12 protein-coding genes are annotated in these 17,064 nt (G+C 63.2%); 1 reads left to right on the plus strand and 11 read right to left on the minus strand.

The features are described from left to right. Position 1 precedes the first annotated feature (1 nt). Positions 2-901, minus strand: a complete 900-nt coding sequence (locus ABIE20_RS17115; RefSeq protein WP_429506129.1) for a LysR substrate-binding domain-containing protein — start codon at positions 899-901, stop codon at positions 2-4. 153 nt (positions 902-1,054) lie between these two features. Here ABIE20_RS17115 and ABIE20_RS17120 point away from each other — a divergent pair, with 153 nt between their 5' ends. Then, positions 1,055-2,284 carry an MFS transporter gene (locus tag ABIE20_RS17120; RefSeq protein ID WP_429506226.1) on the plus strand — a complete coding sequence of 410 codons (1,230 nt, stop codon included), beginning with the start codon at positions 1,055-1,057 and terminating at the stop codon, positions 2,282-2,284. 67 nt (positions 2,285-2,351) lie between these two features. Here ABIE20_RS17120 and ABIE20_RS17125 read toward each other — a convergent pair whose 3' ends face one another. The 10 genes from ABIE20_RS17125 to pilM form a co-directional block, all read right to left on the minus strand. Continuing rightward, the gene (locus ABIE20_RS17125) at positions 2,352-2,699 is read right to left on the minus strand and encodes a YgiW/YdeI family stress tolerance OB fold protein (protein ID WP_429506131.1); all 348 of its coding nucleotides are present in this window, start codon (positions 2,697-2,699) and stop codon (positions 2,352-2,354) included. A 140-nt stretch (positions 2,700-2,839) separates the two neighbouring features. Continuing rightward, complete coding sequence (hemE, locus tag ABIE20_RS17130; protein ID WP_429506132.1) at positions 2,840-3,901, minus strand: uroporphyrinogen decarboxylase; 1,062 nt, start codon at positions 3,899-3,901, stop codon at positions 2,840-2,842. 188 nt (positions 3,902-4,089) lie between these two features. Continuing rightward, positions 4,090-5,508 carry an FAD-dependent oxidoreductase gene (locus tag ABIE20_RS17135; protein WP_130262490.1) on the minus strand — a complete coding sequence of 473 codons (1,419 nt, stop codon included), beginning with the start codon at positions 5,506-5,508 and terminating at the stop codon, positions 4,090-4,092. 116 nt (positions 5,509-5,624) lie between these two features. Beyond that, on the minus strand, positions 5,625-10,070 hold the full coding sequence (gltB, locus tag ABIE20_RS17140; RefSeq protein WP_429506134.1) for a glutamate synthase large subunit: 4,446 nt from the start codon (positions 10,068-10,070) through the stop codon (positions 5,625-5,627). 363 nt (positions 10,071-10,433) lie between these two features. Beyond that, positions 10,434-12,029, minus strand: a complete 1,596-nt coding sequence (locus ABIE20_RS17145) for an SPOR domain-containing protein (RefSeq protein WP_429506135.1) — start codon at positions 12,027-12,029, stop codon at positions 10,434-10,436. A gap of 16 nt (positions 12,030-12,045) precedes the next feature. Further along, entirely contained in the window at positions 12,046-13,143 is a 1,098-nt protein-coding gene (aroB, locus tag ABIE20_RS17150) for a 3-dehydroquinate synthase (protein WP_010222232.1), read from the minus strand. A 99-nt stretch (positions 13,144-13,242) separates the two neighbouring features. Then, complete coding sequence (aroK, locus tag ABIE20_RS17155; protein ID WP_010222231.1) at positions 13,243-13,761, minus strand: shikimate kinase AroK; 519 nt, start codon at positions 13,759-13,761, stop codon at positions 13,243-13,245. A 4-nt stretch (positions 13,762-13,765) separates the two neighbouring features. Beyond that, positions 13,766-15,007, minus strand: coding sequence for a type IV pilus secretin PilQ (locus ABIE20_RS17160; RefSeq protein ID WP_429506137.1), 1,242 nt, complete (start codon positions 15,005-15,007; stop codon positions 13,766-13,768). Between the two features lie 24 nt (positions 15,008-15,031). Then, entirely contained in the window at positions 15,032-15,886 is an 855-nt protein-coding gene (locus ABIE20_RS17165) for a pilus assembly protein PilP (RefSeq protein ID WP_429506139.1), read from the minus strand. Then, positions 15,883-16,968 carry a pilus assembly protein PilM gene (gene pilM / locus ABIE20_RS17170; RefSeq protein ID WP_429506141.1) on the minus strand — a complete coding sequence of 362 codons (1,086 nt, stop codon included), beginning with the start codon at positions 16,966-16,968 and terminating at the stop codon, positions 15,883-15,885. Before pilM ends, ABIE20_RS17165 begins: the two co-directional genes overlap by 4 nt. Between the last annotated feature and the right edge of the window lie 96 nt (positions 16,969-17,064).

Below are 17,064 nucleotides of genomic sequence, written 5' to 3' on the forward strand. Positions count from 1 at the left end.
CTCAGCTGCGTTCCAGGGCTTGCCGGGTCAACAGCTCGGCAAACGCCCTGGCCATCGCCGACGGCGCAGCGCGGCGCTGCACCAGCCACACCGCCGTCACCGCGTCGTCGTCGAGCAAGGTCCGGTACACCACGCCATCGATACGCATGCGCTGGAACGAAGCCGGCAACACCGACACCCCCAACCCCGCAGCCACCAGGCCGATGATGGTCATCGCCTCCCCCGCCTCCTGGGCAAAATGCGGACTGAACCCGGCCTGACGCGCCAGGCTCAGCAATTGCGCATGCAAGCCACTGCCGTAGCTGCGCGGAAAAAACACGAAGGGTTCATGGGCCAGCTCGGCCATGTGCACCCCGGCTTCGCTGCCCTCGGCCAACGGGTGAGCGGCATTGATCACCACCACCAGCGGCTCGCGAAACAGCTCGACGGCATTCAGGCTCTCGGGCAACGCCAACGGCCGCATCAGGCCGACTTCGATCGACTCGTCGAGCAAGGCATCGGCCACGTCGCGGCTGCTCATTTCCTTGAGGTTCAGGTGCACGGCCGGGAAGCGCTGGCGAAAGGCGTGAATGGCCTTGGGGATGCTTGAATTGAACGGCGCCGACGAAGTGAAGCCGATCTTCATCTCGCCCAGCTCGCCCAATTGCGCGCGCCGGGCGACATCGGCGGCCTTGTCGACCTGCGCCAGCACCAGCCGCGCCTCTTCCAGGAACAGCCGCCCGGCCTCGCTGAGCTCGACCCGACGATTGGTACGCTCGAACAGGCGCGCCCCCAGCTCCTGCTCCAGGGCCTGAATTTGCTGGCTCAACGGTGGTTGGGAGATCCCCAGGTTCTGCGCCGCCCGGCCAAAATGCAGCTCTTCGGCTACGGCAATGAAGTAGCGCAGGTGACGCAATTCCATGGCGGCTCCAATAGGTCGTAAAACCTCTTAAACAGGTCGAACAATATATTGGAAATGATCATTAGCCAGCTATATGCTTTTTTCACTGCCTGACAGGCCGTAGCGCCCCCGAGGTCCCCCGTGAAAACTGCTGTTGCGCCACACGCCCACGAACTGCCCCCTGCTCCGCTGGACGAAATCGTCGCCACCCTCAACGAAAGCTGGATCGAAAAAGGCACCCCGGCTTTTTTGCGTACCGTGCTGGCGCTGTTCTGCGGCGGCTTTGCCACCTTTGCCCTGTTGTATTGCGTGCAGCCGATGATGCCGCTGCTGTCGCAGGAGTTTTCCATCAGTGCCGCGCAGAGCAGTCTGATCCTCTCGGTATCCACCGGCATGCTGGCGTTCGGGCTGCTGATCACCGGGCCGATTTCAGACCGCATCGGGCGCAAGCCGGTGATGGTCTTCGCCCTGTTCTGCGCCGCGCTGTGCACCATCGTCAGCGCCATGATGCCCAGCTGGCATGGCGTGCTGCTGACTCGCGTGCTGCTCGGGTTGTCGCTCAGCGGCCTGGCGGCGGTGGCCATGACGTACCTGAGCGAAGAGATCCACCCCCAGCACATCGGCCTGGCCATGGGCCTGTACATCGGTGGCAATGCCATCGGCGGCATGAGCGGGCGGCTGATCACCGGGGTGCTGATCGACTTCGTCAGTTGGCACACGGCGATGTTGGTGATCGGTAGCCTGGCGCTGATTGCTGCGGCGGTGTTCTGGAAGATCCTCCCCGAATCGCGCAACTTCCGCCCGCGCTCGTTGCACCCGCGCAGCCTGCTCGACGGCTTTACCCTGCACTTTCGCGATGCCGGCCTGCCGTGGCTGTTCCTCGAAGCCTTCCTGCTGATGGGCGCGTTTGTCACCCTGTTCAACTACATCGGCTATCGCCTGCTGGCCGAGCCCTATCACATGAGCCAGGCGCTGGTCGGGCTGCTGTCGGTGGTGTACCTGTCGGGCATCTACAGCTCGGCGCAGATCGGCGCCCTGGCCGACAAGCTGGGCCGGCGCAAGGTGTTCTGGGCAACCATTCTGCTGATGTTCAGCGGTTTGCTGATGACCCTGCTCAGCCCCTTGCCGCTGATTATCGTCGGCATGCTGGTGTTCACCTTCGGCTTTTTCGGCGCGCATTCGGTGGCCAGCAGCTGGATCGGCCGCCGGGCGACCAAGGCCAAGGGCCAGGCATCGTCGCTGTACCTGTTCAGTTACTACGCGGGGTCGAGTGTGGCCGGGACGGCAGGCGGGGTGTTCTGGCATCAGGCAGGGTGGAACGGCATCGGCCTGTTCATCGGCAGCTTGCTGGTGGTGGCGTTGCTGGTGGCAGTGCACTTGAGCCGGTTGCCGGCCAAGGCTTGAGCTCAGGGCCGCTGCGCGGCCCATCGCCGGCAAGGCCGGCTCCCACAGGAGCTGGCCTGCCACTGGATCAGTTGATCACTTCAACCAGGTCGACATCCACTTCACGGCTCATCAGGTGCTTCTCGACTTCACCGGTCAGCTTGACCTTGGTCTTGTCGTTGAAGGCCACCGGCGGCAGGTCTTCGTCATCGATTTCGACGGTGATGGTGCCGGTGGTGTCCTTGAACTCGTACTTGTCATCGTTGTTCACTTTCTTGATGACGTAGCCTTGCAGCACAACCGGGGTGTCGTCAGCGGCCTCATTGGCGGCGGCAACCGTGGTCACCGACTGGGCGCCAGGGCCGGTATAGCCGGCGGCCAGGGCAGCGGTGCTGAACAGCGGGGCAAGCAGCAGAGCGAGGTAACGAGTTTTCATGGTGAAGATCCTGTCTGGGTTTCGATGGAGCCAGATTACCCAGGCAGGCTGAATTGAACCTTAATGGCAGTGGGAGCGGGCTTGCCCCGCGATCGCGCTGGTTCAGCCAGGTCGCAATCGCGGGGCAAGCCCGCTCCTACTTAGTGGTACTGCGCCGAGAGCTCGTGCACGGCGTTGATAAACGCGCCGGCGTGCTCCGGATCAACCTCGGGGGTGATGCCGTGGCCGAGGTTGAACACGTGACCACTGCCCTGGCCGTAGCTGGCAAGGATACGCCCTACTTCGGCACGAATGGCTTCTGGCTTGGCGTACAGCACGGTCGGGTCCATGTTGCCCTGCAGGGCGACCTTGCTGCCAACGCGCTGGCGCGCTTCGCCGATGTCGCAGGTCCAGTCCAGGCCCAGGGCATCAGCACCGGCATCGGCGATGCTTTCCAGCCACAGGCCGCCGTTCTTGGTGAAGAGGATGACCGGCACCTTGCGCCCTTCGTGCTCGCGGATCAGGCCGCTGACGATCTTGCGCATGTAGGCCAGGGAAAACTCCTGGTAGGCCGCCGCCGACAGGTTGCCGCCCCAGGTGTCGAAGATCTGCACCGCTTGTGCGCCGGCGAGGATCTGCCCGTTGAGGTAGCTGATGACCGACTGTGCGAGCTTGTCGAGCAGCAGGTGCATGGCCTGCGGGTTGTCGTAGAGCATGGCCTTGGTCTTGCGGAAGTCTTTCGACGAGCCGCCTTCGACCATGTAGGTGGCCAGGGTCCAGGGGCTGCCGGAGAAGCCGATCAGCGGCACGCGACCGTTGAGCTCGCGGCGGATGGTGCTGACCGCGTCCATGACGTAGCCCAGGTCCTTTTGCGGATCAGGGATCGGCAACGCTTCGATATCGGCCAGGGTGCTGACGACCTTCTTGAAACGCGGGCCTTCGCCGGTTTCGAAGTACAGGCCCTGGCCCATGGCGTCGGGGATGGTGAGGATGTCCGAGAACAGGATCGCGGCGTCCAGCGGGTAGCGGTCCAGCGGCTGCAGGGTGACCTCGCAGGCAAACTGCGGGTTCATGCACAGGCTCATGAAGTCGCCGGCCTTGGCGCGGCTGGCGCGGTATTCCGGCAGATAGCGGCCGGCCTGGCGCATCATCCACACCGGGGTGACGTCTACGGGTTGCTTGAGCAGGGCGCGCAGAAAACGATCGTTCTTCAAGGCAGTCATGTCGGCATCCGGAAAAAAAGTGGGGGCATTTTCTCAGAGCCCAACGTAAAAGGCACGGTATCAACCGTGCCTTTTGTCTATCGACTTGTGACAGGTCAATAGATTTTGTTGAATTCATCGCGGGTCAAGCCCGCTCCCACAAGATCACAGGTGCATGCAGGACCTGTGGGAGCTGGCCTTGCCAGCGATCAGACTTCCAGGTAATCCAGAATCCCCTCGGCAGCATTGCGCCCCTCGAAGATCGCCGTCACCACCAGGTCAGAACCGCGGACCATGTCGCCACCGGCGAAGATCTTCGGGTTGCTGGTCTGGTGCTTGTAGGTGTTCTTCTCCGGTGCCACCACGCGGCCCTGGCTGTCGGTCTGGATGCTGAACTGCTCGAACCACGGCGCCGGGCTCGGGCGGAAGCCGAAGGCGATGACCACGGCATCGGCCGGGATGATCTCTTCGGAACCCGGGATCGGCTCGGGGCTACGGCGGCCACGGGCGTCCGGCTCGCCGAGACGGGTCTCGACCACCTTCACACCTTCGACCTTGTCTTCACCGACAATCGCAATCGGCTGACGGTTGTAGAGGAATTTCACCCCCTCTTCCTTGGCGTTCTTCACCTCTTTGCGCGAGCCAGGCATGTTCGCCTCGTCACGACGGTAGGCACAGGTCACGGCCTTGGCGCCCTGGCGGATGGAGGTGCGGTTGCAGTCCATCGCCGTGTCGCCGCCACCGAGTACCACGACCTTCTTGCCCTTCATGTCGACGAAATCTTCCGGCGACTTTTCAAAGCCCAGGTTGCGGTTGACGTTGGCCACCAGAAAATCCAGGGCATCGTGCACGCCGGGCAGGTCTTCACCGGGGAAGCCGCCCTTCATGTAGGTGTAGGTGCCCATACCCATGAACACGGCATCGTATTCCTCGAGCAGCTGCTCCATGCTGACATCCTTGCCCACCTCGGTGTTGAGGCGGAACTCGATGCCCATACCGGTGAAGACTTCGCGGCGATTGCTCAGCACGGTCTTTTCCAGCTTGAACTCGGGGATGCCGAAGGTCAGCAGGCCGCCGATTTCCGGGTTGCGGTCGAACACCACCGGGGTCACCCCGCCGCGTACCAGCACGTCGGCGCAGCCCAGGCCGGCCGGCCCGGCGCCGATGATGGCGACGCGCTTGCCGGTCGGCTTGACCTTGGACATGTCCGGGCGCCAGCCCATGGCGAAGGCGGTGTCGGTGATGTACTTCTCCACCGAACCGATGGTCACCGCACCGAAGCCGTCGTTAAGGGTGCAGGCACCCTCGCACAGGCGGTCTTGCGGGCACACCCGGCCGCAGACTTCCGGCAGGGTGTTGGTCTGGTGCGACAGTTCCGCGGCGGCGAGGATGTTGCCTTCGGAAACCAGCTTCAACCAGTTGGGGATGAAGTTGTGCACCGGGCACTTCCACTCGCAGTACGGGTTGCCACAACCCAGGCAGCGGTGGGCCTGTTCGGCCGACTGCTGGGGTTTGAAGGGTTCGTAGATTTCCACGAACTCTTTCTTGCGTTGACGCAACAGTTTCTTCTTCGGATCCTTGCGCCCGACCTCGATGAACTGGAAGTCATTGCTGAGACGTTCAGCCATTTTCAATACCTCTTTACCGCAGTTGCTAGCTTCAAGCTGCAAGCTGCAAGACGATCACGTGGGCCGGCAAACCTCGTACTGCTTTGAACTTGCAGCTTGAGGCTTGCCGCTTGCCGCTACTGCGGGTTGGCACGGGTGCTGGACAGCAGGTTCTTCAGGTTGGCCGCCTTCGGCTTGACCAGCCAGAAGCGCCGCACGTAATCGTCCAGGTTTTCCCAGAGCTCACGACCCCATTCGCTGTTGGTTTCTTCGACGTACTCAGCCAGCACGCGCTGCAGGTGGCTGCGATAAGCCTCCATGGCCTCGCCGCTGATGCGCTGGATCTCGACCAGTTCGTGGTTGAGCTTGTCGACGAAGCTGTTGTCCATGTCCAGCACGTAGGCAAAACCACCGGTCATGCCCGAGCCGAAGTTGTAGCCGGTCTTGCCCAGAACGCAGACAAAGCCGCCGGTCATGTACTCACAGCAGTGATCGCCCGTGCCCTCGACAATCGCGTGGGCACCGGAGTTGCGCACGGCAAAGCGCTCGCCCGCGGTACCGGCGGCGAACAGCTTGCCGCCGGTGGCGCCGTACAGGCAGGTGTTGCCGATGATGGCGCTGTGCTGGGTGGCGAACGGGCTGCCCGCAGGCGGCACGATCACCAGCTTGCCACCGGTCATGCCTTTGCCGACGTAGTCGTTGGCATCACCTTCGAGGTACATGTTCAAGCCACCGGCGTTCCATACGCCGAAGCTCTGCCCGGCAGTGCCCTTGAAGCGGAAGGTGATCGGTGCCTTGGCCATGCCCTGGTTGCCGTGCAGGCGGGCGATTTCGCCGGAGATCCGCGCGCCGATGGAGCGGTCGCAGTTGCAGATGTCCAGCTCGAACTCGGCGCCCGACAGGTCGCGAATGGCCGGCAGGGCCATGTCGACCATTTTCTCGGCCAGCACGCCCTTGTCGAACGGCGGGTTGCGGTCGACTTCACAGAACTGCGGCTTGTCGGCCGGCACGTGTGGGCTGCCCAGCAGCGGGCTGAGGTCCAGGTGCTTCTGCTTCTCGGTTTCGCCGGGGAGCATTTCCAACAGGTCGGTACGCCCGATCAGCTCGCCGAGGCTGCGCACGCCGAGCTTGGCCAGCCACTCACGGGTTTCTTCGGCGACATAGGTGAAGAAGTTCACCACCATGTCGACGGTGCCGATGTAATGGTCCTTGCGCAGCTTGTCGTTCTGGGTGGCAACGCCGGTGGCGCAGTTGTTCAGGTGACAGATACGCAGGTATTTGCAGCCCAGGGCGATCATCGGTGCGGTACCGAAGCCGAAGCTTTCGGCGCCGAGTATCGCCGCCTTGATCACGTCCAGGCCGGTTTTCAGGCCGCCGTCGGTCTGCACCCGGACCTTGCCGCGCAGATCGTTGCCGCGCAGGGTCTGGTGGGTTTCGGCCAGGCCCAGTTCCCACGGCGCGCCGGCGTACTTGATCGAAGTCAGCGGCGAAGCGCCGGTGCCGCCGTCGTAGCCGGAGATGGTGATCAGGTCGGCATAGGCCTTGGCCACGCCGGCGGCGATGGTGCCGACGCCTGCTTCTGCCACCAGCTTGACCGAGACCAGCGCCTGCGGGTTGACCTGCTTGAGGTCGAAGATCAGCTGCGAGAGGTCTTCGATCGAGTAGATGTCATGGTGCGGCGGTGGCGAAATCAGGGTCACGCCAGGCACGGCGTAACGCAGCCGGGCGATCAGGCCGTTGACCTTGCCGCCTGGCAGCTGGCCGCCTTCGCCCGGCTTGGCACCCTGGGCAACCTTGATCTGCAGCACTTCGGCATTGACCAGGTATTCGGGGGTGACGCCGAAGCGGCCGGTGGCCACTTGCTTGATCTTCGAGCTCTTGATCGTGCCGTAGCGGGCTGGATCTTCGCCGCCCTCACCGGAGTTGGAGCGCGCGCCCAGGCGGTTCATCGCCTCGGCCAGGGCTTCATGGGCTTCCGGCGACAGCGCGCCGAGGGAGATACCGGCCGAGTCGAAGCGCTTGAGGATCGCTTCGAGCGGTTCGATCTCGCTCAGCTCCAGCGGCTGCTCCAGGGTTTTCACCTTGAGCAGGTCGCGGATCATCGACACCGGGCGCTTGTCGACCAGTGCGGTGTATTCCTTGAACTTGGCGTAGTCGCCCTGCTGCACGGCGGCCTGCAAGGTGTTGACCACGTCCGGGTTGTAGGCGTGGTATTCGCCACCGTGGACGAACTTCAACAGGCCACCCTGCTGGATCGGCTTGCGCGCGCTCCAGGCTTCGGCGGCGAGTAGCTTCTGCTCGTTCTCGATGTCGACGAAGCGCGCGCCCTTGAGGCGGCTGGCAACGCCACGGAAACTCAGGTTGACCACTTCTTCCGAGAGGCCGACGGCTTCGAACAGCTGCGCGCCCCGGTAGGAACCGACGGTCGAGATGCCCATCTTCGAGAGGATCTTCAACAGGCCCTTGGAGATGCCCTTGCGGTAGTACTTGAAGACTTCTTCCAGGTCACCGAGCACTTCGCCGGTGCGGATCAGGTCGGCCAGCACTTCGTAGGCCAGGTACGGGTACACGGCCGAAGCGCCGAAACCGATCAGCACGGCAAAGTGATGCGGGTCGCGGGCGGTGGCGGTTTCAACCAGGATGTTGCTGTCGCAGCGCAGGCCCAGTTCGGTCAGGCGGTGATGCACGGCACCGACGGCCAGCGAGGCATGCACCGGCAGCTTGCCCGGGGCAATATGACGGTCGCTCAGCACCAGCTGGGTCTTGCCGCTGCGCACGGCTTCTTCAGCCTGGTCGGCGATGTTGCGCACCGCCGCTTCCAGGCCCAGGCTCTCTTCGTAGTTGAGGTCGATCAACTGACGCTCGAAGCCGGGGCGATCGAGGTTCATCAGCGAGCGCCACTTGGCCGGCGAGATCACCGGCGAGCTGAGGATGACCCGCGAGGCGTGCTCGGGGGATTCCTGGAAGATGTTGCGCTCGGCGCCCAGGCAGATCTCCAGCGACATGACGATCGCTTCACGCAGCGGGTCGATCGGCGGGTTGGTGACCTGGGCGAATTGCTGGCGGAAGTAGTCGTAGGTCGAACGCACGCGCTGCGAAAGGATCGCCATCGGCGTGTCGTCGCCCATCGAGCCGACCGCTTCCTGGCCTTGTTCGCCGAGCGGACGCAGCACCTGGTCACGCTCTTCGAAGGTGACCTGGAACATCTTCATGTATTGCTTGAGCTGGTCAGCGTCGTAGCTGGCCACGCCCTGGTCGTCGCTGAGGTCGGCCTGGATGCGCAGGGCATTCTGGCGCAGCCAGCGCTTGTACGGATGACGCGACTTGAGGCGATTGTCGATGGCGTCGGTGTCGAGGATCTGCCCGGTTTCGGTGTCCACGGCAAAAATCTGCCCCGGGCCGACCCGGCCCTTGGCGATTACGTCTTCAGGCTTGTAGTCCCACACGCCGATTTCCGACGCCAGGGTGATGTAGCCGTTCTTGGTGGTGACCCAGCGCGCCGGGCGCAGGCCGTTGCGGTCGAGCAGGCACACCGCATGGCGCCCTTCGGTCAGTACCACGCCGGCCGGGCCGTCCCACGCTTCCATGTGCATGGAGTTGTATTCGTAGAAGGCGCGCAGGTCGGCGTCCATGGTTTCGACGTTCTGCCACGCCGGCGGAATGATCATGCGCACGCCGCGGAACAGGTCGATGCCGCCGGTGACCATCAGTTCGAGCATGTTGTCCATGCTCGAGGAGTCGGAACCGACGCGGTTGACCAGCGGGCCGAGTTCTTCGAGATCCGGGATCAGGTCGTTAGCGAACTTGGTGCGCCGCGCCTGGGCCCAGTTGCGGTTACCGGTGATGGTGTTGATCTCGCCGTTGTGGGCGAGGAAGCGGAACGGCTGCGCCAGCGGCCATTTCGGCAGGGTATTGGTGGAGAAGCGCTGGTGGAACACGCAGATTGCGGTTTGCAGACGCTCGTCGCTGAGGTCCGGATAGAACGCGGCGAGGTCCGCCGGCATCATCAGGCCTTTGTAGATGATGGTCTTGTGCGAAAAGCTGCAGATGTAGTGATCGGTGTCGGCGGCGTTGGCCACCGAAGAGCGACGACGGGAGCTGAACAGCTTGATGGCGAATTCCTGATCGCTCAGGCCTTCACCGCCAATGAACACCTGCTCGATCTGCGGCAGGCGCTCCAGGGCCAGGCGGCCAAGGACGCTGGTGTCGATCGGCACTTTGCGCCAGCCCACCAGTTGCAGGCCGGCCGCGAGGATCTCGCGGTTCATGTTGGCGCGCGCGGCTTCAGCCTTGGCGTTGTCCTGATTGAAGAACACCATGCCGACCGCGTACTGCTTGGGCAGCTCAGTGGCGAACTGTTCACGGGCCACGGCACGCAGGAACTGATCGGGCTTTTGCATGAGCAGACCGCAACCGTCGCCGGTCTTGCCGTCGGCGTTGATCCCACCACGGTGGGTCATGCAGGTCAGGGCCTGGATGGCCGTTTGCAAAAGGTGGTGGCTGGGTTCGCCCGTCATATGGGCGATCAGGCCGAAACCACAGTTATCCTTGAATTCTTCGGGATGGTACAGACCTGTTTTCATAGACACTTTCTCACCAGGTTCGCCTCTCACCAAGGCAAATCTTTTTTTAGTACAACCACTTACCATCCACGCCGAACGAATGCCAGCTTTGCGGGGGCAATAGGGGAGCCATTGTTGCACAGCGACAGGGAAGCCCACAAATTTACGACGAATTTCCGCAAATCCATGTCGCATTTTTGAATGTTTTTAAGCGTACACCGTGGTAACGGCATGGCTTGAGTCTGAAGCGTTTCAGCCTGGACTGCAAGAACGGCTTGTGGCCGGCAGTCTGGGACAGAAAAGCCTGCCGCGCAGTACGCAGCAGGCTTGACCGATGTTCAGGAGTCGCTCAGCAGGTGGCGGGGGTAGTGCCACCAGGCTATATCAGCGGGTCGAGGCCAGTTCTTGTTGGACGCTGGCGACGGTACGTGGCCAAGGTTTACCAGCCTGGACCTTGGCTGGCAAGGCCTTGATTGCAGCCAGAGCAGCATCACGGCTGGCGAAGTTGCCGTAGGTGATGACGTACAGCGGCTTGCCCTGCAGGGTTTTCTTGAAGTAGCGATAGTCGCCACCCTGGGCCTTGACGTAGGCCTGGGCCGACGCTTCGGAGCTGGTGCCGAGGATTTGCACGACATAATTGCCTGGCTTCTGCCCGGCGTACCAGCTGCCACCGGCTGCTGGCTTGGCTGCCGGCTTCTCGGCAGGCTTCGGCGCAGGCTTGGCGGTTGCAACCTGGGTTGGCGCAGGCTTGGCTACAGGTGCAACCGGTTTACTGACAACAGGCGCTACCGGCTGCTGTGCAGGCGCTACCGGTTGCGCCGGGGTTGGCGCAGGGCCAGCCGTGACACCTGCCGGTGGCGCGATAGTGGTGACGGTAGGCGGAGTAGAGGGTTGCAGCGCGGTTTCGCCGGCCGGGGTCGATTCTTCGCCCTCACCCATGCCGGTGGATTCGGCCAGCGGGCCACGCATGACCGGTTGCGACTGGCCTACCAGCGGCAGTGGCATCGGCTGCGAATTGCCGGCGAATTCGATCGCCGGGCCGCCATTGTTCGATTGGGCATTACCTGGCTGACCTTCGCCCAGCGGCAGTTGCGCCTGTTCGGCAGGGGCAGTTGGCGCCTGATCACCCTTCTTCGGCATCAGCACGGCGGCCGCAACGGCGACCACAACAACTGCAGACAGCGCCAGCACATGTTTCTTCGGCATATTGAACCCCATTGATGGTCGCTTCGCCGTGGTCCGGCTGGCGATCATGGCTTCGATCAAGGTATCGCGGGCGACCTGGTTGATAGTCCCGGGCCAGCCGTCAGAGTTTTGGTGAATATCAACGATCTGCTCACTGCTGAACACTTCGATGCCCCGCCCGGCACCTTCAAGGCGCTGCTCAAGGTATTCACGGGTTTCTTCTTCGCTGTAGGGCTCAAGCTCGATGACGTGAAAGCGCTCCTGCTCGGCATTGAGCTCTTCCAGCCCGGCGATCAGTGACGGCTCGCCAAACAGGAAGACATGCGGACGCCCTTCCGGGGTACCCGCCGCCAACTCCAGCAAGGCTTGGAGTGCCGACTCGCCAAGTTGTTCCGCATCGTCCACCAGCAGATAGACTTCCTGCCCGGTCAGCGCCAGTTGCACCACCTGGGCAAGGATGTCCGGGACTTCGGCCTGGGCCACGCCCAGCGACTGGGCCACCTGGCCGAGCAGGCTGGCGGCATCGCTGGCGCCGCGGGCGGAAACCACCACGCTCTGCACCGATTGCTTGTTGGTGCTGGCTACCAGGGCCTGGCGCAGCAGGGTCTTGCCACTGCCCTGAGGGCCGGTGACCACCAGCAGCAACTGGCTGTAACGGGCCAGGTGGTGCAATTGGCCGAGTACCGGCTTGCGCTGGGCTGGAAAGAATTTGAAACCCGGCACCCGTGCAGCGAAGGGGTCGTGGTTCAACTGGTAATGGCCGAGAAAGGCCTCGTCGGCATGCAAACTAGTCATCGGACGCTCATCAACCTCAAAGCTGGGCCACGATCGCGCGGTAATCCGCGGCCAGCGTGGCCTGAAGAATCTCTTTTGGATAGTCGTCGGTGACCACCGCTTCGCCCATGCGGCGCAGCAGGACCAGACGCAGACGACCGTCGAGTACCTTTTTATCTACTGCCATGTGTTCCATGAACTGCGCCGGAGTCATCTCGGCGGGCGGCACCACCGGCAAGCCTGCGTTCTGGAACAGACGGATACCACGGTCACGCTCCTGCTGGCTGATCCAGCCCAGGCGCATGGACATTTCCAGGGCCATTACAGTGCCCGCTGCGACGGCCTCACCGTGAAGCCACACACCATAGCCCATGTGGGTCTCGATGGCGTGACCGAAGGTGTGGCCCAGGTTCAGCGTGGCACGCACGCCCGATTCGCGCTCGTCGGCACCCACTACCGCAGCCTTGGCTGCGCAGGAACGACGAATGGCCTCGGTCAGCGCCACCTGGTCGAGGCCGCGCAAGGCCTGCATATGCTCTTCGAGCCAGCCCAGGAAGGGTTCGTCACAAATCAGGCCGTACTTGATCACTTCGGCCAGGCCCGCCGACAACTCGCGCGGTGGCAGGGAATTGAGGCTGCGGGTGTCGATCAGCACCGCGTTGGGCTGATAGAAGGCACCGACCATGTTCTTGCCCAGCGGGTGGTTGATGCCGGTCTTGCCGCCCACCGACGAATCGACCTGGGACAACAAGGTAGTCGGCACCTGGATGAAGTCCACGCCGCGCTGGTAGCAGGCGGCGGCAAAGCCGGCCATGTCGCCGATCACCCCGCCGCCAAGCGCTACCACCGTCGTGCGGCGGTCGTGGCGGGCGGTGAGCAGCGCATCGAAGATCAGTTGCAGGGTTTCCCAGTTCTTGTAGGCCTCGCCGTCGGGCAACACCACCGGCAGTACCGAATAGGCACCCAGGGTCTTGCTCAGGCGTTCGAGATAGAGGGGGGCGACAGTCTCGTTGGACACGATGGCGACCTGCCGGCCAGCGATATGCGGCGCCAGCAGTTCAGGTTGATCCAGCAGGCCTTCGCCAATGTAGATCGGGTAGCTACGTTCGCCCAATTCGACCTTTAGTGTCTGCATGTGTCCCCACAATGAACTAGGCGCGGCATCGATGGCTCGAACCGCGCGATAACGGTGTGCCCTGTCACGGCATGACTGGTCGCCGAGGATAGTCCTGGCTTAACGGGGCGGCAACTTCTGCAAGCGCTCGAGAATATCCTGCACCACCATCCGCGGTGGCCGTTCGTCGGTTTCCACCACCAGATCGGCAATCTCGCGATAAAGCGGGTCGCGAACTTCAAGCAGCGCGCGCAAGGTCGCCTCCGGGTTGGCCGTGCGCAGCAACGGCCGGTTGCGATCACGCGAGGTACGCCCGACCTGCTGCTCGACCGAGGCGTGCAGGTACACCACCCGCCCGCCGGCATGCAGGGCCTGGCGATTGGCATCGCGCATTACCGCGCCGCCACCGGTGGCCAGCACCACGCCATCGAACGCGCAGAGCTCGGCGATCATCGCCTGCTCACGGTCACGAAAGCCCGGCTCGCCTTCCTTATCGAAGATCCACGGGATATTGGCGCCGGTGCGCAATTCAATTTCCTTGTCGGAATCCTTGAACGGCAGGCGCAGCTCTTTGGCCAGCAGGCGGCCGATGGTGCTTTTGCCAGCACCCATCGGCCCCACAAGTATCAAATTTCGCACAGAATCAACGACTCACAGCAATCGCCTGGTCACTCATGATACGCGGAGTCAGGAAGACCAGCAGCTCGGATTTTTTCTCTTGTAGAACATCGCGACGAAACAGCCGCCCAACATACGGCACATCGCCGAAAAATGGCACCTTGTCGACAACTTTACTTTGCACCGTCGAGTACACGCCGCCGATAACGATGGTCTCGCCATCATTGATACGCACCTTGGCATTGACCTCGTTTTTACGGATCGCCGGCACGTGATCAAGGGCGTTGAGGTAGTCGGGCTCGTCCTTGGTCACCTTGACCGCCATGATCACCCGATTGTCCGGGGTGATCTGCGGGGTTACCTCAAGGGACAGCGAGGCCTCGCGGAAGGTCACGGAGGTGGCGCCGCTGCCGCTGGTTTCCTGGTACGGTACCTCGGTGCCCTTGAGGATCCGCGCGGTTTCCTTGTCGGCGGTGACCACCTTGGGCTGGGAGATGATCTCGCCATTGCCGGTACGCTCCATGGCGCTCAGTTCCAGGTCGAGCAGCGCACTGTTGCGCACCAGGCCAAAGCCGATACTCGACGATGCCCGGTCCGCGCCAAGGTCGACAAAGGTGTCGCCGCCACCCAGGCTTAAACCCTTGCCCAACTGCACCTCGCCACCCCAGCGCACACCCAGGCTCTTTTCAAAATCGACGTTGGCCTCGACGATTCGCGCCTCGATCATGACCTGGCGTACCGGCACATCCAGCTCGCCGATCAACCTGCGCAGCTCTTCCAGACGGTCCGGCGACTGGCTGGCGACCAGGGTGTTGGTGCGCTCATCAACGCTCAGCGAACCATGGCTGGCGCCGCCGGCCTCATGGGCCATCAGGCTGTGGAAAAGCTCGGCGATATCGGTGGCCCTGGCGTGGTGGATCGGTATCAGCTCGCGCCGCGACGGCGCGGACCCGGCCAGTTCGGCAAGCGGTGCGACCAGCAATACATTGCCATCCTTGCGCTGCTCCAGGCCCTTGCTGCGCAGCACCAGTTCCAGCGCCTGGTCCCAGGGCACATCCTGCAAGCGCAAGGTCACCTTGCCCTGCACCGCATCACTGGCCACCAGATTGACCCCGGAAAAATCAGCCAGCACCTGCAGTACCGTACGCACCTCGACATCCTGAAAATTCAATGACAGCGGCTCACCGCCGTACAGTTGCTTGCCCGCAAACGCGCCGGCAGACAGGCAGCAACCTATCAGCGCCGCAAACACACCTCCCTTGCCCATCGATGACCTCCCTGGTCAGTACCTTCAGCGCAGGGCGAGTGTTCGCCGCCGCGCCTGCCAGCCTTGGCCGGCGATAAAAATCTGCTCGACGACATCGACCTGTCGCTCGCCGATCTCGGCCACCTGCCCCTGGTCACGACCCAAGCGGTCACCGACCTGCAGCCGATGCACGCGTCCCTCGGCCTGGATCAGCGCGTAGCGCACTCCGCGACTGGCGAGGCTGCCGACCATTTCCAGCTGCTCCAGTGCCAGGCGCTGCAAGACATCGGCCTGCACCGCCAGCGCAGTAGGAGCGAATGGATTGCGCAGCATCGCAACCGGCCGTCGCTGCACCGTCTGTGGCTGCGCGCCCTGCGCCAATTGCGGCTGCGAGTGAGACTGGTATGAGCGCACCTGCAATTCCATATGCAGCAACTGCGCATCGGCCGGCTTCAGCGAAAGCCCCTGCACGGTAATCAGCCGCGGCTGCGCGGCCAGGTCCGCGAAAAATCCGCCAAGCGCCGAATAGGCACCACGCAAGCGCAGTTTCAGGGGCAGTTCCAAGTAATGTTCAGCGGTCGCCGCTTCGAGTACCTGCAACTGTTCGATGGCCACTTCATGGGCCTCGGCCAGGCGGGAGAGGAGCTCGAACACGGCAGGCTCGGCGCCCCCTGCCGACAATTGCCAGCGCGCTTGCTGCAAGCCGCTGTGCAATTCGAGCATCGGCTCGACGCTGTCTGCGTTGGTGTGCGCCAAGGCATCGACCCTTAGCGCCGCCTGCGTCATCAGCGGACGCAAATGCACGACGTAAGCCAGCCCGGCCAGAAGCGCCAGCAAACCCGTCAGTATCAACGCCTGTACTGGCCAGGCTCGCCTTGCCAGCTCAGCCCAGAAGCTCAAGGTGCAACCTCAAGGGCTGCTACCAGCTCAAACGCATGCCCCTCCTCGACCGCACTTAGCTGCTGCAGCTCGGCAGTACTGATCAAGGATGAAGACTTCAAGCGGTCTGCCAGCTCTGCAACCAGGGCAGCTGAACCGGCCATGCCGGCAAGCCTCAGCCCGGCCTGCTCCTGGCTCAGGGCGGTCAGGAACACGCCATCGGGCATGGCCCGCTCAACCTGCTCGAAGACATCCAAAGCGAAATGCCGACCAGCCTGCAAGCGTTGCAACTGCCTCAGCTCCTGCCGCAAAGCCTCGGGCTCCAGTTGCCCGCCGGGCGGGCTGAGCGACTGCTGCTGCATGACGCCGCGAAAATGCTGGTCGATGAAGCCACTGGCGACGGCAACCAGCAGCACAACACTTGCACAGCCTGCCTGAAACCGTCGAATACGCAGACGCTGGCGACCCTCGCGCCATGGCAACAAATTAAGTCGCACGCCGCCCATGGCCAGGGCACAGGCCACGCTCAGGCTCGAGCCCGCATGGTCCAGTTCGGCGTCGAGCGCTATTGCCGGAGCACGCTGCAGCGCCTGGCTATCGATTTCCACCACCCTTGCGCTGAGCCCGGCGACTTCAAGCGCGGCCTCCAGCACATCCAGCACCCCGCGATGGCAGGCCGCCACCTGAACGTTCGCACAATCGCCGGCCGCCGGCTCCAGCACCTGGTAATCCAGCGCGGTGTCTTCAAGGTCAAAGGGGATGAACTGCTCGGCGGCATCCTGCACTTGCACGGCGACTTCAGCATCGCCAAGGCCCGCCGGCAGGATTATCAATTTGCTCATGGCTCGGGCTGCCGGCAAGGCCACGGCAGCTTGCCGACAGCGGCTGCCACTGCGCTGCAGCGCACGTTTCAAGGCCTGGCCAACCACCTCAGGGTCGGCAATCCAGCCGTCGAGCATGGCCCCGGCAGGCAGCGGTTCAAGCGCCCAGGCGCGCACGCGCCAGGCGCCTTTGCGCCGGTGCAACTGCACCAGTCGGATAGACGGCGGGGCAATTTCTACCCCCAGGAGTGAACCGGCATCCATGCCGAAGCGTCCAAGCATTGGTTTTTTCCTTGCTGGCGACAGCCGCGTGCGTAACGCGGCGAGTTGAAAAATGCTTATAATGCCCAGCGTTTATCCTTTGTCCGCTGGCCCCGC

Origin of the sequence: Pseudomonas sp. 2835 (assembly GCF_050435905.1) — a bacterium.
Taxonomy (GTDB): Bacteria; Pseudomonadota; Gammaproteobacteria; order Pseudomonadales; family Pseudomonadaceae; genus Aquipseudomonas.